This is a genomic window from Streptomyces sp. x-80, assembly GCF_046549095.1.
Classification (GTDB): Bacteria; Actinomycetota; Actinomycetes; order Streptomycetales; family Streptomycetaceae; genus Streptomyces; species Streptomyces celluloflavus.
Genome location: NZ_JAJPWM010000019.1, coordinates 131973 through 158287, shown reverse-complemented (window position 1 = coordinate 158287; position 26315 = coordinate 131973). Strand labels below are relative to the sequence as shown.

General features: G+C 73.7%; 18 protein-coding genes and 1 other RNA gene. 12 read left to right on the top strand and 7 right to left on the bottom strand.

All coding sequences use genetic code 11. The features are described from left to right. Positions 1–50: 50 nt before the first annotated feature. Both ACLJWH_RS32005 and ACLJWH_RS32000 read left to right on the top strand, forming a co-directional pair. Complete coding sequence (locus ACLJWH_RS32005) at positions 51–2309, top strand: CDP-glycerol glycerophosphotransferase family protein (protein ID WP_411145251.1); 2259 nt, start codon at positions 51–53, stop codon at positions 2307–2309. A 234-nt stretch (positions 2310–2543) separates the two neighbouring features. Further along, entirely contained in the window at positions 2544–3227 is a 684-nt protein-coding gene (locus ACLJWH_RS32000) for a class I SAM-dependent methyltransferase (RefSeq protein ID WP_411145250.1), read from the top strand. Positions 3228–3252: 25 nt separating this feature from the next. Here ACLJWH_RS32000 and ACLJWH_RS31995 read toward each other — a convergent pair whose 3' ends face one another. The 5 genes from ACLJWH_RS31995 to ACLJWH_RS31975 form a co-directional block, all read right to left on the bottom strand. Continuing rightward, positions 3253–4212, bottom strand: a complete 960-nt coding sequence (locus tag ACLJWH_RS31995) for a class I SAM-dependent methyltransferase (protein ID WP_411145249.1) — start codon at positions 4210–4212, stop codon at positions 3253–3255. 119 nt (positions 4213–4331) lie between these two features. Next, positions 4332–5213 (bottom strand): carbohydrate ABC transporter permease, encoded by an 882-nt coding sequence (locus ACLJWH_RS31990; RefSeq protein ID WP_411145248.1) that lies wholly within the window; start codon positions 5211–5213, stop codon positions 4332–4334. Beyond that, complete coding sequence (locus tag ACLJWH_RS31985; protein WP_411145247.1) at positions 5210–6583, bottom strand: carbohydrate ABC transporter permease; 1374 nt, start codon at positions 6581–6583, stop codon at positions 5210–5212. Before ACLJWH_RS31985 ends, ACLJWH_RS31990 begins: the two co-directional genes overlap by 4 nt. A gap of 37 nt (positions 6584–6620) precedes the next feature. Next, positions 6621–8042 carry an ABC transporter substrate-binding protein gene (locus tag ACLJWH_RS31980; RefSeq protein ID WP_411145246.1) on the bottom strand — a complete coding sequence of 474 codons (1422 nt, stop codon included), beginning with the start codon at positions 8040–8042 and terminating at the stop codon, positions 6621–6623. Between the two features lie 921 nt (positions 8043–8963). Next, a complete protein-coding gene (locus ACLJWH_RS31975; protein WP_411145291.1) occupies positions 8964–12473 on the bottom strand; it encodes an FtsK/SpoIIIE domain-containing protein in 3510 nt (1169 codons plus the stop codon). 485 nt (positions 12474–12958) lie between these two features. Between ACLJWH_RS31975 and ACLJWH_RS31970 the strand changes: the two genes are divergently transcribed. The 4 genes from ACLJWH_RS31970 to ACLJWH_RS31955 all read left to right on the top strand — a co-directional run bounded on the left by ACLJWH_RS31970 (position 12959) and on the right by ACLJWH_RS31955 (position 18665). Beyond that, positions 12959–14707 carry a protein kinase domain-containing protein gene (locus ACLJWH_RS31970; RefSeq protein WP_411145245.1) on the top strand — a complete coding sequence of 583 codons (1749 nt, stop codon included), beginning with the start codon at positions 12959–12961 and terminating at the stop codon, positions 14705–14707. Between the two features lie 174 nt (positions 14708–14881). Then, a complete protein-coding gene (locus ACLJWH_RS31965; protein WP_411145244.1) occupies positions 14882–16168 on the top strand; it encodes a protein kinase domain-containing protein in 1287 nt (428 codons plus the stop codon). Positions 16169–16272: 104 nt separating this feature from the next. Next, a complete protein-coding gene (prfB, locus tag ACLJWH_RS31960; RefSeq protein ID WP_411145243.1) occupies positions 16273–17379 on the top strand; it encodes a peptide chain release factor 2 in 1107 nt (368 codons plus the stop codon). A gap of 332 nt (positions 17380–17711) precedes the next feature. Next, complete coding sequence (locus ACLJWH_RS31955) at positions 17712–18665, top strand: hypothetical protein (protein WP_411145242.1); 954 nt, start codon at positions 17712–17714, stop codon at positions 18663–18665. Between the two features lie 241 nt (positions 18666–18906). On the opposite strand, the gene ACLJWH_RS31950 is transcribed toward ACLJWH_RS31955, so the two are convergent. Further along, entirely contained in the window at positions 18907–19101 is a 195-nt protein-coding gene (locus ACLJWH_RS31950; protein WP_052860572.1) for a hypothetical protein, read from the bottom strand. Positions 19102–19351: 250 nt separating this feature from the next. Between ACLJWH_RS31950 and ftsE the strand changes: the two genes are divergently transcribed. The 5 genes from ftsE (at position 19352) to ssrA (ending at position 23378) form a co-directional block, all read left to right on the top strand. After that, positions 19352–20041 carry a cell division ATP-binding protein FtsE gene (gene ftsE / locus ACLJWH_RS31945; protein WP_052860571.1) on the top strand — a complete coding sequence of 230 codons (690 nt, stop codon included), beginning with the start codon at positions 19352–19354 and terminating at the stop codon, positions 20039–20041. A gap of 9 nt (positions 20042–20050) precedes the next feature. Next, positions 20051–20962, top strand: a complete 912-nt coding sequence (ftsX, locus tag ACLJWH_RS31940) for a permease-like cell division protein FtsX (RefSeq protein ID WP_411145241.1) — start codon at positions 20051–20053, stop codon at positions 20960–20962. Between the two features lie 68 nt (positions 20963–21030). Beyond that, positions 21031–22251, top strand: a complete 1221-nt coding sequence (locus ACLJWH_RS31935; RefSeq protein ID WP_411145240.1) for a S41 family peptidase — start codon at positions 21031–21033, stop codon at positions 22249–22251. 18 nt (positions 22252–22269) lie between these two features. Continuing rightward, positions 22270–22767: an SsrA-binding protein SmpB gene (smpB, locus tag ACLJWH_RS31930; protein WP_411145239.1), complete on the top strand. Its 498-nt coding sequence runs from the start codon at positions 22270–22272 to the stop codon at positions 22765–22767. A 241-nt stretch (positions 22768–23008) separates the two neighbouring features. Beyond that, positions 23009–23378: a transfer-messenger RNA gene (gene ssrA, locus ACLJWH_RS31925) on the top strand. 321 nt (positions 23379–23699) lie between these two features. Here the strand turns inward: ssrA and ACLJWH_RS31920 are convergent. Beyond that, positions 23700–25043, bottom strand: coding sequence for an MFS transporter (locus ACLJWH_RS31920; protein WP_411145238.1), 1344 nt, complete (start codon positions 25041–25043; stop codon positions 23700–23702). A gap of 104 nt (positions 25044–25147) precedes the next feature. On the opposite strand from ACLJWH_RS31920, the gene ACLJWH_RS31915 reads away from it, so the two are divergent. Further along, positions 25148–26125 carry a LysR family transcriptional regulator gene (locus ACLJWH_RS31915; RefSeq protein WP_411145237.1) on the top strand — a complete coding sequence of 326 codons (978 nt, stop codon included), beginning with the start codon at positions 25148–25150 and terminating at the stop codon, positions 26123–26125. The last annotated feature ends 190 nt before the right edge of the window (positions 26126–26315 follow it).

Genomic DNA, 26315 nt, shown 5'->3' with positions numbered 1-26315 from the left:
TACGCTCGGCGTTCGTCCGTCGTTTGCGTGCCTCGATCCACGGGATGGCCATGCCCCGATTCAGCGTCATCGTCCCCGCCCGCAGCGTGCAGGGATTCCTCCGCGGCTGTCTCCGGTCCGTCCTCGGCCAGCCGTTCACGGACCTGGAGCTGATCGCCGTCGACGACTGCTCGGCGGACGCGGGCGGCGCGATCATCGACGAGTACGCGGGACGCGACCCGCGCGTGCTGCCGGTGCACCTGGCGCGGGCGGGTGGCGCGGGCCCGGCCCGTAACGCCGGGGCGGCCCGCGCCCGCGGCGACTATCTGCTCTTCCTCGACGGCGACGACACCCTCGCCCCCGACGCGCTGGCCGCCATCGACCGGCGGCTGCGGGCCACCGGCGACCCGGACGTGCTGCTGTGGGACCACGAGCGGACGGACGTGTGGGAGCGGGTGCGGCCCGGCGGCGACGGCGAGTTCCTGGCCGCCGCGGCGCGCGGCCCCGCACCGGCCGCGGCGGGCGCCGCCGCCGGGGTCTTCACCGCCGCCGAGCGCCCCGCCGTGCTCGGTGTGCTGCCCGCCGCCTGGAACCGCGCCGTGCGCCGCGACGTCTGGTGCGAGCGGGCGTTCGCGTTCGCCGACGGCCCGTACGAAGACCTCCCGGTCGCCTTCGAGACGCTGCTGACCGCCGACCGGATCGCCGCCCTCGACCGGGTCTGCGTCACCTGGCGCCGACGCCGCCGCGGCAGCGCCTCGACCACCCCCGGACGCCACCACCTCGTCGCCGTCGACCGCTACGACGAACTCCTCGCCCGCGTCGCCCGGCACCCGCACGCCGCCATCCTGGCCCCCGTGCTCCACGGCGAGGCCGCCCGCCACCTCCTCGCCATCCTCACCGACGCCGCCCGGATCACCCCCGCCGACCGCGCCGACTTCCACCGTGCCGCCGCCCGCACGCTGCGCCGGCACCGCCCGCCGGGCGCCCCGCTCCCCGCCGGGCTCGGCTCGTACGGCGGCTTCCGCTCCCTGCGCGGCGCCGACGTGCTGCGCCGCACCGCCGCCGAGCGGCTGCGCACCCGCCGCGAGGCCGCCACCCGCACCGCGTACGAGCGCTACTACCGGCTCCAGCTGCGCCGCCCGGTGGACGACGACCTCGTTCTGTACGGCGCGTACGGCAGCCGCGGGGTGTACTGCAACCCGGCCGCCGTCCACCGCAAGGCCCGGGAGATCGCGCCGCAGCTGCACGGCGTATGGGCGGTGCGCGAGCGCGACCGGGCGGGCGTACCGGCCGGGGTGGACCACGTCGTGGTGGGTTCGCGGCGCTACTGGGAGGTGCTGGCCCGCGCCAAGTACCTCGTCAACAACGCGGACTTCGGCGGCCCCTTCCACAAGCGGCGGGAGCAGATCTACCTCCAGACCCACCACGGCACACCGCTCAAGACCATGGGCATGGACCTGCGCCGCTACCCCGCGGCGGCGGCCGGCGTCAGCTTCACCCGGCTGCTGGACCACGCCGACCAGTGGGACTACAGCCTCAGCGCCAACCAGCACTCCGGCGAGATCTGGGAGCGGGTCTACCCCAGCGGATACGAGACGCTGCCCACCGGATACCCGCGCAACGACGCCTTCTTCACCGCCACCGCCGCCGACGTCCGCGCGCTCCGGGCCCGGCTGGGCATCCTCCCCGGCACCACGGCCGTGCTCTACGCCCCCACCCGCCGCGACTACACCCGCGGCTTCACCCCGCCGCTCGACCTGGAACGGCTCAGCCGCAACCTCGGCCCCGGCCACCAGCTCCTGGTCCGCGCCCATCCGTACTACGGTCCGGACACCCGGCTCGCCGCCCTCCAGGACGCCGGTACCATCCTCGACGTCTCCCGGTACCCGTCGGTCGAGGAACTGTGTCTGGCCTCCGACGCGCTGCTCTGCGACTTCTCCTCGCTGCTCTTCGACTACGCCTGCCTGGACCGGCCGATCGTGGTGCACTCCGGCGACTGGGAGACCTACCGGCTCGCCCGCGGCGTCTATGTCGATCTGCTCTCCGGCGAGCCGGGCGACACCCCCGGGGTCGTCGCCGACGACGAGAACTCCCTCGCCGACGCCTTCCACTCCGGCCGCTGGGCCGGACCGCGGGCCACCCGGCTGCGGGCCGCCTTCCGCGACCGGTTCTGCCCCTACGACGACGGGCAGGCGGCCGAACGCGTGGTGCGCCGGGTCCTCCTCGGCGAGGACGATCTGCTGCCGCCGCTGCCGGCGGCGGAGCGGACCGTGGCACCTGCCCCGGCCGCGGCAGAGGACGCCGGCCGGCTGCTCGGCGCGGGGGTGTGAGGACGCGATGGCCGGGGCACCGCCGGGCCGGGGAGCGCCGGGCGGCGGTCGGCGCGGCGAACGGACGGGCCCGGCCGGATGCCGTAGACCCGTTCCGGATGCCGCGGGCCCGTCGCGGACAGCGTCGGCGGACCCGGCGGATCCGGCAGCCCCGGCAGATCCGACGCAGCGCCACGGTGTGTCCCGCACCGTGCCCCAGGAAAGCCGTGCCCCACGAAAGGTGATCGCGAGCCGATGCCCGGCCGAACCGACAGCCCCGCCGCCACCGACCGCCCCGAAGCCGCCGCGTCCGTCACCGGCGCCGCGCGGAGCCCGGCCGCCCCGGGCACCGCGCCGCACGCCTCCACCGCGCGGCTGCCGGCCCGGGAGGGCCCCGGCCTCACCCGGCTGCTGGCCACCGGACCGCCCTACCGCGGGCAGTTGCGGCGGATCGGCCGCGGGCGGGTGCTGGACATCGGCTGCGGGGCGGGCGACACGCTCGTCCGGTGCGCGCCGGGCAGCGCCGGAGTGGACCACGACCCGCGCTCGGTGGCACGCTGCCGGGCCCGCGGGCTCACCGCGTACACCCCCGACGCGTTCCTCGCGGGCCCGCACGCCCGGCCCGGCGGCTTCGACGCGCTGCTCTGCGCACAGGTACTGGAGCATCTGGACGACGAGCAGGTCGAGGGCCTGCTGCGGGCCTATCTGCCGTATGTGCGGCCGGGCGGCGGCGTCCTGCTGATCACCCCGCAGGAGGCCGGCCACCGCGCCGAGACGGCCCCGGTCCGCTTCACCGACTTCACACTGCTGCGCTGCTTCGCCGAGTCCGTGGGCCTGGCCGTCCGGCGTACCTATTCGGCACCGCTCCCGCGACCGGCCGGGCGGTTCCTCGGCGCCAACGCGTTCGTCCTGGTCGGGCAGGTGCCGCGGGAGCGGTGAGGGAGCGGCGACCGGCCCCGGGCGGTCAGCGGGGTGCGGACCGGGACCGCTGCCGCGCGGCCACGATCGCCTTCGTCACGACGGGCGGCAGGACGTTGAGCGCGGCGCGGCGCAGCGGACCGCGGCGCGGCCGGGGCGCCGGGCGGGCCGCGGCCGGCTGCGGGGCCCGCGGCCGCGGTACGGCGGCCGGGGGCTCGGGGGTGGCGGCCGCAGGGTGGCGGGAGACCGGGTGGGCGGGCTCCGCGGCGCCCTTGGCGCTCAGCCGGATCAGCGGGGCGCCGTGCACGGACTGCACCTCGTGCCAGATCCCGGCGCGGCCGGTGAGCCAGCCGAGCAGCGCGGTCCGGTAGGGCTCGGGGTCGCCCCAGGTCCCGTAGAACTTGGTACCGGTGATGCAGATGGGGCGCAGCCCCTCGGTGGCGACCGCCTGCCAGGTGGCGGCGGCCACCCCCGGGCAGTGCTCGGCGCGGTAGTCGTCCAGGACGACGACGCCGCTGCCGGTGAGCAGTTCACGCACCGCCAGGATGTCGCCGTGCACATGCTCGTACAGATGCGAGGCGTCGATATGGGCGAACCGCACCGTGCCGTCCGCGACATGCTCCCGGACGGCGGAGCTCGGTCCCTGCACGATGGCGGGCAACTCATCGTGGAACGCGAGGTAGTTGGCCTCGAAGGCGCGGCGGGTCAAGGTCGCGTAGGACTTCTGCATCTCCCGGGAGTTGGGGGCGTCCCCGGCGGGGGAGTCGAAGAGGTCGCAGACCGTGAACCGCTCCCCGGCGCGCCGCCGCGCCCCGATGAAGATGGCGCTCTTGCCCAGATAAGCGCCCAGTTCGAGCAGATCACCCGGCACGGACCGGTCCCGCTGGTGCGCGAGGAACCAGTCGAAGAGCAGCTGGTCGGCGGTGAAGAGCCAGCCTTTGACATCGGAGAACCGGGTGGGGCGCGGGAGGGGCCCGGCGCTCCCGTCCGTGGTGGGGGCAGTCATGTGCGGTCCGTCTCCAGACGATCGGGAATCGATGACGGCGTTTCACGGTGCCCGCCATCGTAGGGAGAGGAACGTGAACGGAAGATGGCGCGCATCCGGCAGGTCCGGGCCCACCGGCTTTACTTCACCGCGCCCGCCATCACGCCCGAGACGAACTGCCGCTGGAAGGCGAAGAAGACGACCAGCGGCACCACCATCGACAGGAACGCGCCGGGCGCCAGCACATCGATGTTGTTGCCGAACTGCCGCACCTCCTGCTGGAGGGCGACCGTGATCGGCGGATGGCCGCTGTCCGCGAAGATCAGCGCGATCAGCATGTCGTTCCACACCCACAGGAACTGGAAGATGCCCAGCGACGCGATGGCCGGCCCGCCCAGCGGCATCACCACCCGGGTGAACAGCCGCAGTTCGCCCGCCCCGTCCAGCCGGGCCGCCTCCAGCAGCTCGCGCGGGATCTCCGCGAAGAAGTTCCGCAGCAGGAACACCGCGAACGGCAGCCCGAAGGCCGTATGGAAGAGGACCACCCCGGCCGTCGTCTCGAAGAGCCCCACCGCCCCGAAGAGCTTCGCCACCGGGATCAGCGCGACCTGTACGGGGACGACCAGCAGCCCGACGACGACCAGGAACCAGCCGTCGCGGCCGCGGAAGTCCATCCAGGCGAAGGCGTAACCTGCCAGCGACCCGATGACGACCACCAGCACCGTCGCCGGCACGGTGATCGCCGCCGTGGTCAGCAGGGAGCCCATCACCTTCTCGTTGCCCAGCAGCCGGCTGTAGTTGTCCCAGGTGAGCTGGGCCGGCTGGGAGAAGACCTGCCACCAGCCGGACTCGGCGATCTGCTGCGGGCTGCGCAGCGAGGACAGCAGCAGGCCGATGGTGGGCATCAGCCAGAAGAGGGCGACGAGGATCAGGAAGATCCGCAGCGCACCGCCCCCGGTCCGGGCCGCGAGCCGCGCGGCCGCCGACTGCTTGCCCCGTACGGCGCCGTCCAGGGTCGTCATCGGCGACGCTCCTTCTGAATACGCCGGAGATTGACGTACATCACCGGCATCACGAGCAGCAGCAGGAATACGGCGATCGCACTGCCCAGGCCCTCGTCGACATCCGTACCGAAGGACGACTGGAAGAGCTGGAGCGCGAGCACATTGGCGGACCTGATGCTGGAGCCCGGCGCGATGATGTAGACCAGATCGAAGATCTTCAGCACATTGATCATGAGCGTGACCAGGACGACCACCAGGACCGGCGCCAGCAGCGGCACGGTCACCCGGCGGAAGATCTGCCACTCGTTCGCACCGTCCACCCGCGCCGCCTCCAGCAGTTCACGCGGCATCCCCGCCAGCCCCGCGGCGATCAGCACCATCGCGAAACCGGCCCACATCCAGACGTACGAGCCGATGATGGCCGGGGTGACCAGCGCCGGGCCGAGCCAGTCGACGCCGTGGTAGGCCGCGGCGAAGTTCCCGGCGGGCAGCCGGATACGGGCGCCCGCGGCCCGGTCGGCGGGCAGCGCGTACGTCCCGTCGGCCGCCGTCGTCGCCGACGCGACGACCCGGCCGTCCTTGACCGCCTCGACCGTCAGCCCGGCCAGCGCCTTCTCGCCCGGGTCGATGACACCGGCCCGGCCGCCGCCACCGCGGGTGAAGTCCAGCCAGGCCGTACCGGTGATCATGCCGGGCCGCGGCCTGGCGGCCACCGCCTGCCGCGCCCCGCGCAGGTCGTCCGGCTGGACGGCGACCAGCGGCAGATTCGCCGGGGACGCCGCCGAGACGGCCGAGCGGGTGGTGAACGCGCCGCCGCCGGACGGCTTGAGGTCCGCGTTCGGCCGCGGTTTGGCGCCGGGGAACGGCGCCGGATCGGCGAACGTGTCGTGCACGGCGACCGCCACCGCGTTGGCGACACCGCGCTCCGGGGCCTGGTCGTAGACCAGCCGGAAGATGATCCCGGCCGCCAGCATGGAGATCGCCATCGGCATGAAGACGACCAGCTTGAAGGCGGTGCCCCAGCGGACCCGCTCGGTCAGCACCGCGAAGATCAGGCCGAGCGCCGTCGAGACGGTGGGCGCGACCACGACCCAGACGATGTTGTTCTTCAGGGCCGTGCGGATGCCGTCGTCCGAGAACAGCTCGCCGTAGTTGCCCAGCCCCACGAAGCCGTGGCCGGACGCGTCGAACAGGCTGCGGTAGACGGAGAAGACGATGGGATAGCCGACCAGCGCACCGAGCAGCACCAGGGCGGGCAGCAGGAAGGCCGCCGCGACCCAGGGACGGCTGCCCAGCGGGTTCCGGCGCTTCCCGGCGCGGCGGCCGACCGCGCCGGCCGGTGCGTCGGCGCCGTTCCGTGCGCCGGTGCCGCTCTGTACGTCGCTCATCGTGACGGTCCCCCGGTCCCGGTCGGCATGGTCGGGGTCAGTGCCCGAACGACTTGGCGGCGTCCTTCTCCAACTGGGCCTGGGTGCCCGCGACATCCCCCGGGTTCTTGAGGAAGTCCTGGAGGTCCTTCCACTCGCCCTGGCCCGGCTTGCCGCCGAAGCTCGCCGGCGCCTGGTCGGACATGTCGAAGCGGAAGCCGTCGCCCGCCGCGATCAGCGCATCGGCGATCTTGCGCATCACGTCACTGGGGTACACCGCCCGGTCCAGCTCCCTGTTCGGCGAGATGAAGCCGCCGGCCTGCGCCCAGATCCGGGCGGCGTCCGTCGAGGCCAGGAACGTCAGCAGTGCCTGCGACGCCTTGCTGTCCTTGAGCGCCACGGCCGCATCGCCGCCGGTCACCACGGGGGACTTGGCGCCCACCGCGGGGAAAGCGAAGACCTTCGCGTCGGAGCCGACCTTCGCCTTGGTCTGCGCGATGCTGGCGGCGGCGAAATCGGCCGAGGAGACCATCGCGGCCTTCGGGGTGTCACCGCCGGTGAACGTCTGGGTCACCGACGTCGGGAAATCCGTCTGGAGGGCGCCGGAGTTGCCGCCCGCGAGCAGCTCCTTGTGCCCGAAGAGCTGGCCCAGGGTGGTCAGCGCCGCCTTGACGGACGGGTCGGTCCACTTGAGGTCGTGCTTCGCCAGCAGGTCGTACTTCTCCGGGCCCGCCTGGGAGAGGTAGACGTTCTCGAACCAGTCGGTCAGCGTCCAGCCGTCCGAACCGCCGATGGAGACCGGTTCGACGCCCGAATCGGAGATCGTCCGCGCGGCCTTGAGGAAGTCCGGCCAGGTCTTCGGCTCCTGCACGCCCGCGTTCTCGAACGCCTTGGTGTTGTACCAGACCAGCGATTTGTTGCTGGCCTTGAAGTAGACGCCGTACGGCGTGCCCCGGTGGGCGCCGAGGTCCTGCCAGCCCTTGGAGAAGTTCTTGGCGAGCTGCGCCTTGGCCGTCGCGCCGAGCGGCTTGAGCCAGCCCTTCTGCGCGAACTCGTTGAGCACACCGACCTGTTGGAGCAGCGCGATGTCCGGCGGCCCGCCACCGGCGATCTTGGAACCGATGAAACCGGCCATGTCGTCACCGCTCGGTACGAAGTCCACCTTCGCGCCGGTGCGCTTCTCGAACTCGGCCAGCACCTTGCCGAAGTTCTCCCGCTCGGCGCCCGTCCAGACCGCGGTGACCTGGAGCTTCTCGCCCTTGAGGGAGGGGAGCTGGACGGTGGGGGCGGCGCCGGCGCCGGTGCCGCCGCTGCCCTCGTCCTTCTTGGCGCCGCCGCCGCTGCCGCAGCCGGCCAGCGCGAGCGCGAGGGCGGCGGTCGCCGCGAGAACGGTGGCGGCGCGCGCCCTCGCACCGGGCCTGGTGCGTGCGGCCGTTCCGTCCGTGGCGCGTGCGGTCGTGCGGTCGAGTCCTGTGCGCATCCCCGTAGCCCCTTATCGCTGCGCCTGCCGCGCCGGTACGGCAGGCGCCGTGCCCGGCCGTACCGCGCCGCGGCGTGTCTGCCGTGCCATACGCGTCCCACCGTCCGCACCGACCCGTTGCCCGGTGCGCCGTTCGGTGGTGGACAGTCCTACGCCCTGATCACCGGGGCCGCAATACCGCGACGCACGTCAACTGGCCTTTCGTGATCGGCCCGTTACGGGAGACCGGGGCGGGCGACGGGCGCGCCGCGCCGGGAGGTACGGCATACGACGCGGCGGACACGGCGGCCAGAAGATGCGGCATACGACGCGGCGGGCGCGGCGGGCCGCATGGGGTGGGCCGGGCGTGTGAGGCGCGCAGGGAGGGGCGGATGCGTGAGGTGCGCGGGATGGGTCGGGCGTGCGAGGTACGCGGGGTGGGTCGGTCGCGCGGGCTGTGTGGGAGGGCCTGGGTGTGTGGGGTGCGCAGGGCGAGCCGGGCGTACGAGGTACACGGGGTGGGCCGGGCGCACGGGCCGTACAGGGTCGGCCGGGCGTGCGAGGTGCACGGGACAGGCCGGGTGCAGCGGACGGGCCGGGCGCGCAGGTTGTACAGAACGGCCCGGGTGCGCGAGGCGTACGGGGCGGGCCGGTCGCGTGGGGCGTACAGGTCGCGTGGGATGGACCGGGGTTGCGGTGCGCGTGGGATGGACCGGGGCTGCGGTGCACGTGGGACGGATCGCGGCTGCGGTGCGCGTGGGATGGACCGGGGTTGCGGTGCGCGCGGGATGGATCGCGGCTGCGGTGCGCGCGGGACGGACCGGGGCTGCGGTGCACGCGGGACGCACCGGGCTACGGTGCCCGCGGGAAGTCCTGGCTGTCCGGGGCGCCGGGGCGATCAGGGGCGCCCGAGGCGTTGGGGGGCCCGGCGCCTCCTCCGGTTCACAGCAGCGGCGGAGCGGACGGCGCGCCCGCGGACTGGGCGGCCCGCTGCAACGCGCTGGCCAGCAGCGCCAGATCCGTCGGGCCGTTGCCCAGTTCGCGCAGCGGACGCCGGGCCGGCGGGTCGCCCATCCGCTGCCACTCCAGCGGCACCACCGTCGGCCGCTGCGTGGACGTCCTGGGTATCCGCCCGGTCACCCGGCCGGCCTGGAACGGGGTCGAGGAGCCGTCCTCCGCGCGGTGCAGCCGCCCGCGGCCCGGCGGCACCGGCTCCGACGGATCCGCCGCGGCGCCCAGCCGGACGCGCAGACCGGCCTGTTCGCTGGTCGCGGTGTCGGCCGTACGGTCCGGATGGCCGGTCGCGGCTATCAGGTGCACGCCGAGCGGCGCGCCGTCCCGGGCGACCGCCTCCAGGGCGCGTACCACCGAACCGGCGGCCGGCCGGCCCGTGCTGCCCAGGGCGGGGGAGACCAGCGCGTCGAAGTCGTCGACGAGCACGAACAGCCGGGGCATCGGTGCCGCCGCCGGCCCGGCGTCCGCGGACTGCGCGCCGCTGCGCGCCCGCAGCCGCAGCGTGCCCGTCGTCGACGGATCGGTGTCGGCGGCCGCGGTACCGCTCGTGCCCTCGGTCGTCCGGCGGGGCCCGATGATCCGCGGCGCCGGCAGATGTCTGGCGCGCCAGTCGGCGAACGCCGTCCCGGCCAGTATTTCCGCGCGCCGTTTCAGCTCGGAGGAGAGCGCCTGCGCGAACTCCCGCATCCGGACCGGATCCGAGGCGGCGAGATACGTCGTGACATGCGGCAGGTCCGTACAGACCCGCAGGCCCTCACCGCGCTCGCTGCCGCCGCCGTCCACCAGGACCAGCGACAGCAGATCGGGGCGGTCCGCGGCGGCGAGCGAGGCGGCCAGCGAGCGCAGCAGCTCCGTCTTGCCGGTGCCCGGCCCGCCCTCCAGGAGGAGGTGCGAACCGTCCTGGGCGAGGTCGGCGCAGAGCGGGCCGTGCGGACCGGCGCCCAGTACCGCGGCGGCACCGGGCCGGTCGGAGTCCAGGGCGGCGGCCCAGCGGGCCATCAGGGACGCCGGGGTGGCGCGGGCCAGCCCCAGCTCGTCCAGCAGCCGGGCGGATTCGGGCAGCGGGACGGCCGCACGGTGCACCGGACGGCCGCCGGCCGCACCGGCCGCGGCCGTCGAATCGGCCTCGCGCAGGGGCGCCAGCGCCCGCGCCAGGCGCTCGGCCCAGGCGACGGAGACCGCGTCCACCGCCGCGACCGCGCCGTTCGGCCCGGAGCCCGGCTGGACGACGCGCAGCGCCGTGGCGACATCGCCGCTGAGCACCGCCACCGCCCCGCACTCGCCGAAGGCGGGCGACGCCTGCCGGGCCGCCTCGTACGTCGCGGCCAGCGGGAAGGCGGGGGAGGCGGCGGGGGTCTCCGCCAGGCAGATCAGGTGGATACCGGCCGCCGGGCCGCCCGCGGCGAGCCGGGCCGCGTTCTCGCGCAGCGCCGACGTGCCGAGATCGCCGTCCACGATCACGACGGTGTACGGCCCGTGGTGACGGGCCGCGGCGGCGGCGACCTCGGCGCGGTCGGCACTGGCCCAGCCGGGGCCCAGCGGACCGTCGTCCAGCCGGCGCACCAGTTCGGCCGTACGGGCCGCGACCTGCTCCCGGTCGTAGGCGAGCAGCAGCCGGCAGTCCTGGCCATGGGCCGGCCGGACCTGCGGCAGCCAGCCCAGCCACGCCCAGTCCGCCAGCCGCTCCTCGGTGCTGCGCCCCCGGTCCGCGCTGAGCAGCACGATTTCGAGGGTGCCGGGGGAGTGCAGGGCGGCGAGCTGGGCGACCGCGGACCGGGCCAGCCCGGCCAGCCGCGCCCGCGGTCCGGCGAGGCCGAGGGCGCCCGCCCGGCGCAGCTCGACGGTGACCGGCACGGTGGCGCGCCCGCCGTCCCGGGCGGCCGTGCCGAGCCGGACGGTCAGCGCGTCCGGATGGCCCGGACCGCGCTCCCAGAGCCGGGGCCCCGGGCCGAGCGCCGTCAGCAGGACGGCGGCGGCATCCGGCCACCGGTCGTCCGCGGCGGGCCCGGACGGCTTCTCAGCGGCCGGCTCCGCGTCCTCGGGGGCGGCCGTCCCCGCAGTCCCGGCCGTGCCCGGCCCGGAGACCGGGTCGTCGGCCGGCTCCGCCACCGGGGCGTGGTCCTGCTCCGCCACGGCGGGCCGCCCGCCGGCCAGCCGCCGCGCCCACGCGCCGATCCCGCCGCGCCGCCCGGCCTTACGGGCCGCCCCGTCGGCCGGCGCCAGCCGCTGCTGCCCGCCGTGCGTCGGCTCCTGCGCGCCCGCGAGCCCGTCCGCCGCCGTACCGCGCAGGGGGGTGGCGCGGCGGGCGGACGCGCCGGGGCCGCTGTCGTCGTGGGGGCCGGCGTCCTGGCCGCCGCTGCCGGCTCTTTCGCCGGTGCCGTGGGCGGGGGCTTCGTACCCGGTGCCGGCCCCGGGACGGCCGACGGCGGCCGCGGCCTGCCCCTGCCCCTGCCACGAACCGGCACCGGGCGCCGCGGTGCCGCGCAGCGGGGTGTCCTGCCGTGTGCCGGGCCGGGGGGCGCGGGCGGTCCGGGCGGTGTCCCCGGCGGCCCGGCCGTCGCCGCTCTCCGCCACCTCCAGGCCGTACGCGTCGTACCTGCCGTCCCAGGCGCCCGAACCGCCAGGGGGGCCCGAGTCGTACGGCGCGGCGGAACCGGAGGCGGCGCCCCCGGGGTACCGCGCGCCGTCCGCGTCAGCTGCGCTGTCCGGGGGGTACGTGCCTTGCGGGCCGCGCGCGGCACCGGGGCCGCCGGCCGCGCCCCGGCCGACCCGCAGCTGTCCCTCGCCGTCGGGGGCGGCCGGCAGCACCGCCTCCGGGGTGGCAAGGGTGGCGGGCGTGCCGGGCGAGGACTGGAGGCGGAGCGTGGATTCGCCGATGCGCAGCAGGGCACCCGGCCGGAGCGGCGCGGGCTCCTCGCCGAGCTCGGTGCCGTCGACCACGGTGCCGTTCGTGGAGCGCAGGTCGGCGACGAGGACCGAACCGTCCGGCTCGACCGTCACCGCGCAGTGCAGCCGGGAGACGTCCGGATCGTCGAGGGGGACGTCCGCGTCGGCGGAGCGGCCGATACGGATCTGGCCGCCATGCAGCAGATGGACCCCGCCGGCATCCGGGCCCGAGACGACGCGCAGCCGCGCCGGGCCGTGCGGCAGGCCGTGCGCCGGGGCGGGGCCGGGGCCCTGGAGGGAGAGCACCGCGCCGTCGATCAGCGGCGGTTCGCCGAGCGCCGCGCGCTGCGGATCGAGCCGCTCGGTGCCCGCGTACAGCACGACGGGGCCGCCGCCGGAGCCGCCGACATCCGCACCGGAGCCGGCCACCGACGCGGCGAATGAGCCGGCCACCGACGCCAGCGCGGTCCCGGCCGGGGCCGTCACGAGCACGTCGCAGGCTCGCGTGGTGTGGCCGCTGCGCGGCCCGAGGACGGTCAGCCGGATCTGCATCGCCGTCAACGGTCCCTTCTGCCCGGGGAATTCGGCAGGGGCTCTGCTGTCTCCCCCACCGCATCCGAGCGCGTCGGCACGTACAAGTCCCAAGTGCACGTCGCGCCAAAGACCGCGGGCCCCCACTGCACGCGTGCGTGGGTGCATCCTCGCACCTGACACCGACAACACGCCCGTCGGCCGTCGCTCAATGATCTTGATTGGTCTTCCGGGGGCGGAAAAGTGCCTGCTTGCGGGCGACGAAAGGCCGGATTTCGATCACCGTGGCCGGGTACGCGAGCGGTCCCGGCCAGGTGGGCGGGCCGCCGGCGCACCCGTCCGCCGCCCCTTGGCAACCATCTGTCCGGAACGTGCGTCTTTCCTCCGAAGCCCGCCCGGCCGAGCGCGGCACAGGGCCCGTGCGACGCCCTACAGTGGGACGGACGGGCCGCCGGCTGACCCAGCGGACCAGGGAAAAGAACCACCACGACCAGGGAGCGCATGACGTGCGGCCGGTAGGCAGCAAGTACCTGCTCGAGGAGCCGCTGGGACGCGGCGCCACGGGCACCGTCTGGCGCGCCCGCCAGCGGGAGGCGGCCGGTGCCGAGGCCGCCGTGGCGGGAGAGCCCGGTGAGACGGTCGCGATCAAGGTCCTCAAGGAGGAGCTGGCGCACGACGCGGACGTGGTGATGCGCTTCCTGCGCGAGCGTTCCGTCCTGCTGCGGCTCACCCACCCCAACATCGTGCGGACCCGCGACCTCGTCGTCGAGGGCGATCTGCTCGCCCTCGTCATGGACCTGATCGACGGCCCCGACCTGCACCGCTACCTGCGCGACAACGGCCCCTTCAGCCCGGTGGCCGCCGCCCTGCTCACCGCGCAGATCGCCGACGCGCTGGCGGCCAGCCACGCCGACGGCGTCGTGCACCGCGACCTCAAGCCCGCCAACGTCCTGCTCGCCGGGTCGGACGGCGACGCCGAGATGCACCCGATGCTGACCGACTTCGGCATCGCGCGGCTCGCCGACTCCCCGGGCCTGACCCGCACCCACGAATTCGTCGGTACCCCCGCCTACGTCGCGCCGGAGTCCGCCGAGGGCCGCCCGCAGACCTCCGCGGTGGACATCTACGGCGCCGGCATCCTGCTCTACGAGCTCGTCACCGGCCGGCCGCCGTTCGCCGGCGCGACCGCCCTGGAGGTGCTGCACCGCCACCTCAGCGAGGAGCCGCGCCGCCCCGGTGCGGTGCCCGAGCCGCTGTGGACGGTCATCGAGCGCTGCCTGCGCAAGCAGCCGGAGGAGCGCCCCAGCGCCGAGAACCTCGCCCGCGCGCTGCGCACCGTCGCGGCCGGTGTGGGGGTGCACGCTTCCCCGGCCCAGGCCGAGGCCGCGCTCGGGGTGGCCGCCCTGCTCGCCCCCGATCCGGCGCCCGCCACCGTCCCCGGGACGGGCCTCGAAGCGGGCCAGGGCACCGGCGAGGCCGACCCCACCCAGGTCCTCCCCTCCCACGCCGCCTCCTACGACCCGGCCGCGCCGACCAGCATGCTGCCGTCCACCGGAGCGCCGGGCGCCCCCGGCGGACCGGACGCCGGCCGGACCCAGGTCCTGCCCGCGGGGAACGGCGCCCAGGGCCCCGGCCAGGGTGGCGCCGACCCGACCCGGGCCATGCCGCCGATGCCCATGGGCGCGCCCGGCGGCGGACCGCAGGCGCCCGAGGGGCCGCACCCCTGGGAGTCCCAGCTGCGGGCCGCCCGCGACCGCAACGACCAGACCCAGATGCAGTACCTCGACCCGAACGACGACCCGCTGCGTCGCCGCCCCCAGCGCCGGGCGCCCGCCCCGCCGCCCCCGCAGTACCAGCAACCCCAGCAGCAGTACCAGCAGCCTCCTCAGCCGCAGCAGTACCAGCAGCCGCAGTACCGCCAGCAGGCCCCGGTGCCCTACGCCCAGCAGCAGCCGCAGGCCCCGCAGCGCCGCCAGGAGCCGCCCCCGCAGCGGTACGAACCGCAGCGCCCGCCCGCCCAGGAGCCCCCGCCCCGCCGCGAGCCCCGTCAGCGCAGCGCCAACCCGATGCGGATCCCGGGCCTGGGCTGTCTCAAGGGCTGCCTGTTCACCCTGATCATCCTGTTCGTGGCGAGCTGGCTGATCTGGGAGCTGACCCCGCTCCAGGAGTGGATCGGCTCGACCAAGGGCTTCTTCGCGCAGGTCGGAGATGTCTTCAACAGCGTGCGGGACTTTGTCACCCAGTTCACGGGGTAGCGGCGGGGCTCCGCGCACGCGGCTTCATGGATTTGTCGACTTCCGGCGCGGATTTCTCCCGCGGAAGGGCGGGTCGGCGCCGTCCGGGGCACGGAATCGCCCGGTACCCGCGTAGCTTTGACGCCAACCTCAGCCCCCGCGGGACGCCCGGGGGCCCGACACGTCGGAGCAGACTTGGCACGGAAGATCGGCAGCCGGTACACCGCCCACCAGATCCTGGGGCGCGGCAGTGCCGGCACGGTATGGCTGGGCGAGGGCCCCGAGGGGGCCGTGGCCATCAAGCTGCTGCGCGAGGATCTCGCCTCCGACCAGGAGCTCGTCGGCCGCTTCGTACAGGAGCGGACGGCGCTGCTGAGCCTGGACCACGCGCATGTCGTCGGCGTCCGCGACCTGGTGGTCGACGGCAACGACCTGGCGCTGGTCATGGACCTCGTCCGGGGGACGGACCTGCGCACCCGGCTGGAGCGCGAGCGCCGGCTGGCCCCGGAGGCCGCCGTCGCCATCGCCGCCGATGTCGCGGACGGCCTCGCCGCCGCGCACGCCGCCCGCATCGTGCACCGCGACGTCAAGCCCGAGAACGTCCTGCTGGACATGCAGGGCGCGCTCGGCCCCGGTGGCGCGCACCCCGCGCTGCTCACCGACTTCGGCATCGCCCGGCTGGTCGACTCGCCGCGCCGGACCCGCGCCACCAAGGTCATCGGCACCCCCGACTACCTGGCGCCCGAGATCATCGAGGGCCTGCCGCCACGCGCGTCCGTCGACGTCTACGCGCTGGCGACCGTCCTGTACGAGCTCCTCGCGGGCTTCACACCGTTCGGCGGCGGGCACCCCGGGGCCGTCCTGCGCCGCCATGTCACCGAGAGCGTCGCACCGCTGCCGGGCATCCCCGACGAGCTGTGGCAGCTGCTGCTCCAGTGCCTGGCCAAGGCCCCCGCCTCCCGGCTGCGCGCCCCCGAACTGGCGGCCCGGCTGCGTGAGCTGCTCCCCGGGCTGGCCGGGATCCCGCCGCTGGACATCGACGAGCCGGACGGCGCCGAGCAGGAGGCGGAGCGGGAGAACCGTACGGGCCCGGCGTCCCCGGCGGCGCGCGACGACGCGCTCTACCCACCGGTGGCGCCGGCCGGGGAGACCCCGCCGCGCGGTGCGGTCCCGCTCGTCCAGGGTGCCGCGCCCGACTCCAACCGCGAGACGCACACGAGCATGCGGGTGCCCGGCCCGGACGAGCTCGCGGGCGGCGCGCACGGCACCGCGCGGGCCCCCCGGGCGGCCGGTGAGCGCCGGGCGGGCTCGGCCCGGCACCGTTCGTCACCGGAGGCGGTGCGACGGCGCCGGATCAAGCTCGGCGCGGCCGCCGCCGCGGTCGTCGTGGCGGCCGGTCTCGGCGGCTGGCTGGCCTGGGGCGGCGACGAGCCGGGCGACACCAGGCCGGGCGTCCACCAGCCCGCCGTCAGCCCCCGCTGACCGCTCTCCCGGGCCCGCGCGACGCCCCGGCGGCGGGCGGGCCCGGGAGAGCCCGGCCGCCGGGGCCGGGACACTCCGACGGCGGCAGCCGTTAGGCTGGGTGCGTGGCAGTCGTCGATGTTTCCGAAGAGCTGAAGTCCCTCTCCTCGACCATGGGGTCGATCGAGGCCGTCCTGGACCTCGACAAGATGAGGGCCGATATTGCCGTGCTTGAGGACCAGGCCGCGGCGCCGTCCCTGTGGGACGACCCGGACAGCGCCCAGCAGATCACCAGCCGGCTGTCCTACCTCCAGGGCCAGCTGCGCCGCGCCGAGGAGCTGCGCGGCCGCGTCGACGACCTTGAGGTGCTCTTCGAACTGGCCGAGGCCGAGGACGACGAGGACACCCGCGGCGAGGCCGAGGCGGAGCTGACGGCCGTCCGCAAGGCGGTGGACGAGCTGGAGGTCCGCACCCTGCTCTCCGGTGAGTACGACGCCCGCGAGGCGCTGGTCAACATCCGCGCCGAGGCCGGCGGGGTGGACGCCGCCGACTTCGCCGAGAAGCTCCAGCGGATGTATCTGCGCTGGGCCGAGCGGCACGGCTACAAGACCGAGCTCTACGAGACCTCGTACGCCGAAGAGGCCGGCATCAAGTCGACCACCTTCGCCGTCCAGGTGCCGTACGCCTACGGCACGCTCTCGGTCGAGCAGGGCACGCACCGCCTGGTGCGCATCTCGCCGTTCGACAACCAGGGCCGCCGGCAGACCTCCTTCGCGGGCGTCGAGGTGCTGCCCGTCGTCGAGAAGACCGACCACATCGAGATCGACGAGTCGGAGCTGCGGGTGGACGTCTACCGCTCCTCCGGCCCCGGCGGCCAGGGCGTCAACACCACGGACTCCGCCGTCCGTCTGACGCACATCCCGACCGGCATCGTCGTCTCCTGCCAGAACGAGCGCTCGCAGATCCAGAACAAGGCATCCGCGATGAACGTCCTCCAGGCCAAGCTCCTGGAGCGCCGCCGCCAGGAGGAGCAGGCCAAGATGGACGCGCTCAAGGGCGACGGCGGCAACTCCTGGGGCAACCAGATGCGTTCGTACGTCCTGCACCCCTACCAGATGGTCAAGGACCTGCGGACCGAGTTCGAGGTCGGCAACCCCACCGCCGTTCTGGACGGCGACATCGACGGCTTCCTGGAGGCCGGGATCCGCTGGCGCAAGCAGCGGGAGAAGTAGCCGGGGCGGCACTCTCCCGGCCTTTACCGCCATGAAACAACTGTCCCTTTTCAAGGGGCAGTTGTTTTTCGATGTGGCGGTTAGGTCACAGTCGTACGTCTATATACCACCCAACCAGCGGCAATTCGGGCATCGAGTCTTTATTCGGCCTTGACGATGTTGGGAGAACTGGGAAGGGTGGACGCGGCATGCGTATGTCCGGGGCGTGCGCGTGAACGGGGAGACGAGTGGCTCGCACGCGGTGCGGGGCCGTGGCTCGCGTACCCCCGTCGGCCGCCGCCCCGCACAACGGTGCACCACTGACACGTTCAGCTACTGGGGGTAGCAGGCACATGACAAAGAAGACGCGGCTGCGCGTAGCGCGCATTGCGGCCGGTGCGGTGATCGCGGCCGGTGCGTCGCTCACCGCCGCCGGCGCCGCCTCGGCGAGTGGCCTCACGGGCCCGGCGGGCGGCAACGAGACCGGTGGCAGCCTCATCGGCGGCCTCTTCGGCTCCGGTGGCGCGGAGATCGGCGGCGGCGACGCCGGCGGTCAGGAGATCGGCGGCATCAGCGGCGGCGACACCGGTGGTGACCAGACCGGCGGCGGCAACGGTGCCGGTGGCAGTGAGACCGGCGGCAGCGGCTCCGGTGGTCACGAGACCGGTGGCGGTAACGGCGCGGGTGGCAGTGAGACCGGTGGCGGCAACGGTGCCGGTGGCAGTGAGACCGGCGGCAGCGGTACCGGTGGTCACGAGACCGGTGGCGGTAACGGCGCGGGTGGCAGTGAGACCGGTGGCGGCAACGGTGCCGGTGGCAGTGAGACCGGCGGCAGTGGTACCGGTGGCCACGAGACCGGTGGCGGCAACGGTGGCAGCGGCACGGGTGGCAGCGGCTCCGGCGGCAGCCACACGGGCGGCAGCAGCACCGGTGGCAGCCACACGGGTGGCAGCAGCACCGGTGGCAGCCACTCCGGTGGCGGCAGCAACGGTGGCCAGACCGGCGGCGGTCACAGCGGTGGCGGCAACGGCGGCGGCAGCAGCACCGGTGGTGGCGACGGCACCGGCACCGGCACGGACAACGCCGGCAGCAAGCCGATCGAGCAGCCGGGCCAGGGCTCGGAGCAGATCGCGGACACGCCCGGCCAGGCGAAGCAGCAGGCCAAGGGCGGGGAGCTGGCCGAGACCGGCGCCTCCGGCACGACCTTCCTGCTGGTCGGCGCGGCGACGATGATCGCGGGCGGTATCGGCTTCCGGGTGCTGCCCCGCTTCATCAGCAAGAACGGTGGTGGCGCGGCAGCGGCCTGACGTCTGCGCGGTACACATCGAGGGGTCCGGGGCGCGAGCAGCCCTCCGGGCCCCTCGGTCCGTTCCGACCGCTCGGCGGGCGGAGCTCCGTACCCCGTCGGGGCACATCCGCATTCCGTCACCGGGACGCCCAGCAGGCGTCACCCTGGGTGACGGAGCCGGAGCCGACGTCCCACACCGTGGCCGTCACCGCCGACGGCGGCTGCGCACGGTCTCGGGCGGCGGCTCGGACGGCAACGACTCAGACGACTTGGTGAAGCAGCAGGCCGACCGCTATCAGGGCGACCAGCAGCGCCATCAGCGTCACCGGGTTGAGCTGCGCGAAGATGTTGCCCGCATGCTGCTGAAGCCGTTCTCTGCTCGCCCGGCACACGGGGCAGCGGCCCTCACTCACGGGGGCCGCGCAGTTGGCGCACACCAATCGGTCGTACGTCATGCGACCTCCTTTTCACAGGGTCAACGCACCGGAAGGCACGTTGGTTCCCTCTACCACTGTGCCAGCTCCCCGGCAGAACGGCGCGTCCCGCCGGGATCTGCTCCTTTTGTCCCGTAGGTGCCGTGAATAAACGCACCAACCCCGGACGGTGACTGCGCCGTCATGTGAGGTTCGCGTATGGTCACGCACACCGACGGGAGCCGCAACCCGGCAACCCGTGCCCTCTATCCAGGTCGACCGTGGTGCATCAGTGATCCGATTCGACAACGTCTCCAAGACATACCCGAAGCAGAACCGCCCCGCGCTCCGGGACGTCTCCCTCGAAATCGAGCGCGGCGAGTTCATCTTCCTGGTGGGTTCCTCGGGCTCCGGTAAGTCCACCTTCCTGCGCCTGCTCCTGCGTGAGGAGCGCGCCAGCCACGGCGCGGTGCACGTACTGGGGAAGGACCTCGCGAAACTGTCCAACTGGAAGCTCCCGCAGATGCGGCGCCAGGTGGGCACGATCTTCCAGGACTTCCGGCTGCTCCCCAACAAGACGGTGGGCCAGAACGTCGCCTTCGCGCTCGAAGTCATCGGCAAACCGCGCGGACAGATCCGCAAGACGGTTCCCGAGGTGCTCGAACTCGTCGGCCTCGGCGGCAAAGAGGACCGTATGCCGGGTGAGCTCTCCGGCGGTGAGCAGCAGCGCGTCGCCATCGCGCGGGCCTTCGTCAACCGCCCGATGCTGCTCATCGCGGACGAACCCACCGGCAACCTCGACCCGCAGACCTCCGTCGGCATCATGAAGCTGCTGGACCGGATCAACAGGACCGGTACGACGGTGGTCATGGCCACCCACGACCAGCAGATCGTCGACCAGATGCGCAAGCGGGTCATGGAACTAGAGAAGGGCCGGCTCGTACGCGACCAGTCGCGCGGCGTGTACGGCTACCAGCACTGAAAGGACGCGATGCGCGCCCAGTTCGTCCTGTCGGAGATCGGCGTCGGTCTCCGCCGTAACCTCACGATGACCTTCGCCGTCATCGTCTCCGTAGCCCTCTCCCTCGGCCTGTTCGGCGCCTCGCTGCTGATGAGCGACCAGGTCGACAAGATGAAGGGCTATTGGTACGACAAGGTCAACGTCTCGATCTTCTTCTGCAACAAGAACGATGCCGGCTCCGGTACCCACTGCGCCAAGGGCGCGGCCACCGAACAGCAGAAGAACGACATCAAGGCCGAGCTGAACCGGCTGCCGCTCGTCCAGAGCGTGCAGTACGAGTCCAGCGACGCGGCGTACAAGCACTACAAGGAGCAGTTCGGGGACACGCCCGTCGCCGGTCTGGTGACGCCCGACCAGCTTCCGGAGTCCTTCCGCGTCAAGCTCAAGGACCCGACGAAGTTCGCGGTGATCAAGTCCGCGTTCTCCGAACGGCCCGGTGTGCAGGAGGTGCAGGACCAACGGGGCACCGTCGAGCCGCTGTTCAACCTCCTGGACGGGATGCGGATCGCGGCGCTGTGCGTGATGGTGCTGATGCTCGTCGTCGCGCTGCTGCTGATCGTCAACACCGTACGGGTGTCGGCGTTCAGCAGACGTCGCGAGACGGGGATCATGCGGCTGGTGGGAGCGTCCAGCTTCTACATCCAGATGCCGTTCATCATGGAAGCGGCCATCGCGGGCCTGATCGGCGCCGTCTTCGCGTGTGTGCTGATCGTCGGCGGGAAGTACGCGCTGATCAACAACTGGCTGGCGAAGAAGATCCAGGTGGTCAACTTCATCGGCTGGGACTCGGTGGCCTCGGTGCTGCCGCTGGTCCTGCTGATCGGGCTGCTGATGCCCGCGATCGCCGCGTTCTTCGCGCTGCGCAAGTACCTCAAGGTGTGACCTTCACCAGCAGGCGCCGTACGGTCAACTCACCGTACGGCGCCGCTTTGTCGCCTAGAATCACCGCCATGCCGGGCCCGAGCGCGTACGACCGGCCCCGCCGCATGCGCCGCGGGGCGGCCCTGACATTGATCTTCGCGAGTCTGCTCGCCACCGGTGCGGCCACCGGGACTTGGGGCGGCCGGGCGGAGGGTGCCGTCGAGTCGCGGACCGCGGGCCACCGTGCCGCGGCCGGGCACGGACCGCCGGGGCGCGCCGCGGACCGCGCCGCCGTCGAGGCGGCCGCCGCCCAGGCGGTCGAGTCCGGCACGTCCGGGTCACAGGCCGCCGCCGAGGTCGTCAGCCGCAGCGGCGACCGCTGGTCGGCGATCTACACGGCCGGCGAGTTCGAGGACTATCAGCAGCAGTTGGACGGAGCGTACGTCGGCGTCGGCCTGTGGGTACGGCAGGCGGCCGGCGGCTGGATCGAGGTGTCCCGGGTCCAGCCCGGCGGCCCCGCGGCGCTGGCCGGGATCGCCGCCGGCGACCGGCTGTGCGCCGTCGACGGCCGGGCCTCCCGTGGGCGGCCGGTCACCGAGGTCGTCGGCCGGCTGCGCGGCGACGACAAGGGCGGCCGCCCCGGTCGCGCGGCCCGGACCGGTACCCGCGTCGAGCTGGATCTCCGGCGCGGCACCCGGCAGCGGCACGCGATCCTGCACCGCGCCCGGCTCACGGCCCGCAACGTCACCACCGACCGGCCGGCCGGCACCGGCGGGCCGACCCGGATCAAGATCGCGGCGTTCGGCAAGGACACCGGCGCCGAGGTCCGCCGGGCGGTGCGCGCGGCAGCCCCCCGCACCGGTCTGCTGCTCGATCTGCGCGGCAACACGGGCGGCCTGGTCACCGAGGCCGTCGCCAGCGCCGCCGCCTTCCTGGACGGCGGTCTGGTCGCGACGTACGACGTCCGCGGCAGGGAGCGCGCGCTGTACGCCGAGCGCGGCGGAAACACCCGGATTCCGCTGGTCGTCCTCGTGGACGGCGGCACGATGAGCGCCGGTGAACTGCTGGCCGGCGCCCTCCAGGACCGCGGCCGGGCGATCGTCGTCGGCACGCCCACCTTCGGCAAGGGCTCGGTGCAGATGCCCAGCGAGCTGGCGGACGGTTCGGTCGCCGAGCTGACCGTCGGCCACTACCGCACTCCGTCCGGCCGCGTCGTCGACGGCCTCGGCATCATCCCCGACCTGACCGTCGAGGACGGCGCGGAGAAACGGGCCCGCACAGTATTGAGTGGCCTCGGGGGCGGGGCATAGTGCGAAAATGGCCGCACTATGGCTAAGGAAAAAGGCAAGGACAAGACCGCCGGGCGCAAGCTCATCGCGCAGCACAAGAAGGCGCGGCACGACTACCACATCCTCGACACCTACGAGTGCGGGCTGGTGCTCACCGGTACCGAGGTGAAGTCGCTGCGGCAGGGCCGGGCGTCGCTGGTGGACGGCTTCGTCCAGATCGACGGCAAGGAGGCGTGGCTGCACAACGTCCACATCCCCGAATACGCCCAGGGCACCTGGACGAACCACAGTGCCCGCCGCAAGCGGAAGCTGCTGCTGCACCGCATGGAGATCGACAAGCTGGACGCCAAGTCGCAGGAGTCCGGCCACACGATCGTGCCGCTGGCCCTCTACTTCAAGGAAGGCCGGGTCAAGGTCGAGATCGCGCTGGCCAAGGGCAAGAAGGAGTTCGACAAGCGGCAGACGCTCCGCGAACAGCAGGACCGCCGGGAGACCGACCGCGCGATCTCCGCGGCCCGGCGGCGCCAGCGGGCCTGACCACGGGGCCCGGCGCCGGTCCGGCCGCGGCGGGCACCGGTTGCGGCGCACCGTTCGTGCAGTGGTGCACCGTTCGTGGCGCACCGGGAATTCGCTGGCACCGCCGTACGTTGGTCACGTACGATGGCACTGCACCTCGACAAGAGGTGTGCACCACCCGGCGCGCGGCCGTCGCGGCGTAGGACCACACAAGGTCCGGCAACGTCTGTGGCGTCCGGTGTCACTTTTGAAAAATCAACATGGGGATGATCGGTTTCGACAGCGGATGTTGAAGCAGGGGAAGCGAGTCGAGGAAGCGGCAATGATCTCGTTAACCATATGTCGCAAACAATAATCGCCAATACCAAGCGCGATTCCTTCGCCCTCGCTGCCTAAGTAGCGACTTGCGAAGTGTCAGCCCGGGGCTGTTCCCGACCCGGATCCTGGCATCAGCTAGGGAACTAAACTTCTAGACCCGGTCACGGGGTTTAGAAGGAAATCAAACAGTGGCTGGGCCCGTCGGAGACTTGTTCGCGAGATTTCCGGGGCCGAGAAAATCGCAGCGAACTGCACTCGGAGAAGCCCTGTTTTTGCACCGTTGGACGCGGGTTCGATTCCCGCCATCTCCACAATTCCCATGTAAGGCCCAGGCCCCGCGTGTCCGAGAGGACAGCGGGGCCTGAGTCGTTCGTGGGGCCCGAATATTCGCTGTGAAGTTCCTGTTCCTGTTTCTGCTCATGCTCATTCTTGTGGCGTCGGCGGCCGAGGTCAGGGCTGTTCCTGCTCGGGCTTTCGTCCGGTCCGTCACCGGGAGGCTTTCCCACTCTTTCTCGGGTGGCCTTTCTTCGAGGCGTGCCCTTGGCCCTCGCCTTTTTCGGAGCACCGGGCTCGCCGCCGTAACGATGGACTTCTCGGCCTCGGAACTTTTCGGTCCCGGTTTCCGCACCGCGTCGTCAAGGGGCGGGGTGGGTGCGGCGGTGGTGTGTGGTGAGCAGGGTGATGAGGAGGGCGAGGGCGGCGGCTGTGGCGGGGACGGCGTAGGCGGTGGCGGTGGGGAGGTGGTCGACGGCCCAGCCGCCGGTTGCGGAGCCCGCCGCGATACCGCTCAGGAGGGCGGTGACGGCGAGGGTCATCCCTTCGTTCAGCTGGCCCGGTGGGATGCGGGACTGGATCAGGCCCATGCCGGTGATCATGGTCGGGGCGGTGGCCAGGCCGGCCAGGAGGAGGGCGGCGGCCAGGACCGCCAGGCTGTCCGTCGTGGCGGCGAGGAGGGGGAGCGGCATCAGGGCGGCCATCGCGCCGACGCGGCCGCGGAACCGGCCGACGAGGGTGCCGGCCGGACGTATCAGGCCGTGCACCAGACCCGCCGCGCAGGAGCCGGCGGCCTGGAGGGCGAGGATGCCGCCGGCGGCGGAGCGTGCGCCGTGGTGGTCCGCGTAGGCGATCGTCACGACCTCCAGGGAGCCGAAGATTCCGCCGGTGGTGAGGAAGGTGAGCAGGAGGGGCGGCAGGCCGGGGAGGCGGAGCGGGGAACGGGAGGCCGCCTCCCGGGGTGCCGCGGGGGGCTCGGTGCGGCGTTGGGCGGTGAAGAGGAGGACGCCGGTCAGGAGGAGGGCGGCGGCCACGGCGGTGCCGGCCTCGGGGAAGAGGGCGGTGCACAGGAGGGTGGCGAGCACCGGTCCGAGCATGAAGCAGAGTTCGTCCGCGGCCTGTTCGAAGGAGTTGGCGGTGTGCCGGGCGGCCGGGTCGTCGCGGAGGAGGTGGGCCCAGCGGGCGCGTGCCATGCCGCCGGTGTTGGGCGTGGTGGCGGTGGCGGCGTAGGAGACGAAGAGGGTCCAGGCGGGGGCGTCGTAGTGGATGCAGAGGAGCAGGGCGAGGGAGCCGAGGGCGGCGAGTGCGGTCGCGGGGGCGGCGATCCGGGACTGGCCGTGGCGGTCGATCAGACGGGCCGTCCAGGGGCCGGCCAGCGCCGTCGCCGCGAGCCCGGTGGCGGTGACGGCGCCGGCCAGCGCGTACGAGCCGCGCGAACCGGCGATCATCAGGACCGCGCTGACGCCGAGCATGCCCATGGGGAGGCGGGCCAGCAGGCCGGCGGCGGTGAAGGCGCGGGTTCCGGGGACGGCGAAGAGGCGCGCGTAGGGGGAGCCAGGGTGGGGCTGGGTGGGAGGGGCAGGGCTGGGCTGGGTGGGAGTGACGGAGTGGGGCTGGGTGGGGGCACGGTGGCCGCGGTGGCGACGGGGCGGGGTGGGGCGTACGGGCGGGGGTGTGACGGGGCGGGCGGCGAGGAAGAGGATCACGGGTCCACGGTCGTGCCGGGCCCGGCGCCGCGTCCAACACCTGATCAGCGGCCGTTCACGCGGATGGGTTGTGAATGGTGTGGGGCGGCTGGCAGCGTGGCGGGGTGTCGTATGACGTGGAACCGCGCTTGCTCCGGGCGTTCGTCGCCACCGCCGAGGAACTGCACTTCACCCGGGCCGCGGCCCGGCTCTACGTGGCGCAGCAGGCCCTGAGCCGGGATATCCGGCGGCTGGAGCGCGGGCTGGGGGTGAGCCTGTTCGCGCGCACCACGCGGCAGGTCGCGCTGACGGTGGAGGGGGAGCGGCTCCTGCCGTACGCGCGGCGGGTGCTGGCCGCACAGGACGAACTGGCCGCCGCGTTCCGGCCCGTGCCCGAGCGGCCGTTGCTGGTGGACGCCGGGGCACCGGTCGGGACCGCGTACCGGGTGCTGGCCGCGGCCCGGGGGCGGGTGCCGGAGAGCTGTGAGCTGGTCGCCCGGTTCCATGGTGGGCTGACGGGGGCGGCGGGGGAGATGGCGGCCGGGCGGCTCGATGTGTCGTTCGGGCGGTTCGCGGCGCTGCCGCCGGACGTACGGGCCGGGCTGGAGCACCAGCCGGTGCGGCTGGAGCCGATGGCGGTGCTGCTGCGGGAGGACCATCCGCTGGCCGCGGGGTCCGCCGTGCCGCTGGCCGGGCTGGCCGGCGAGACGCTGTACGCGGGCGCCGGGAACCCGCGGACCGCCGAGTGGACCGACCTGGCGGCGCGGCTCTTCGCTGGGCACGGGATCGCGATGGCCGCGCCGTTTCCGGAGATCGACGGGGCGGAGGAGTTCGTGCGGGTGGTGCGGAAACGGGGCTGGTCGGTGCTGGCGAGCGTGGAGTTCATCGAGGTGCCGGGGATGGTGCTGCGGCCGGTGGTGGACCCGGTGCCGCTGTCGCCCGTCTCGATGGTGTGGCGGCGGGGACTGCGGCACCCGGGGCTCGACGCGTTGCGGGCGGCCGCTCGTGAACTCGCCGAGACGGGTGGGTGGTTGACCGCACCGGCGGGGGCGTGGCTGCCGCCGGAGGACGCCCGGATGATGGGGGCGGTCATGCCGGGGTGAGGGGCGTCATCGTTACCGGGCGGACGGGCGGACGGGCGGACGGGCGGACGGGCGGACGGGCGGACGGTGGTGGACGGGGTGGAGGGTGTCCAGGCGTGCGGGAGATGCCGGGGTGCGGGGGCCCCGTCGGGGCCTTGGCGTCGCGGACGGGGGTGGGCGGATGCGGTGTTGCCGTGGATGAGGGGGCTGA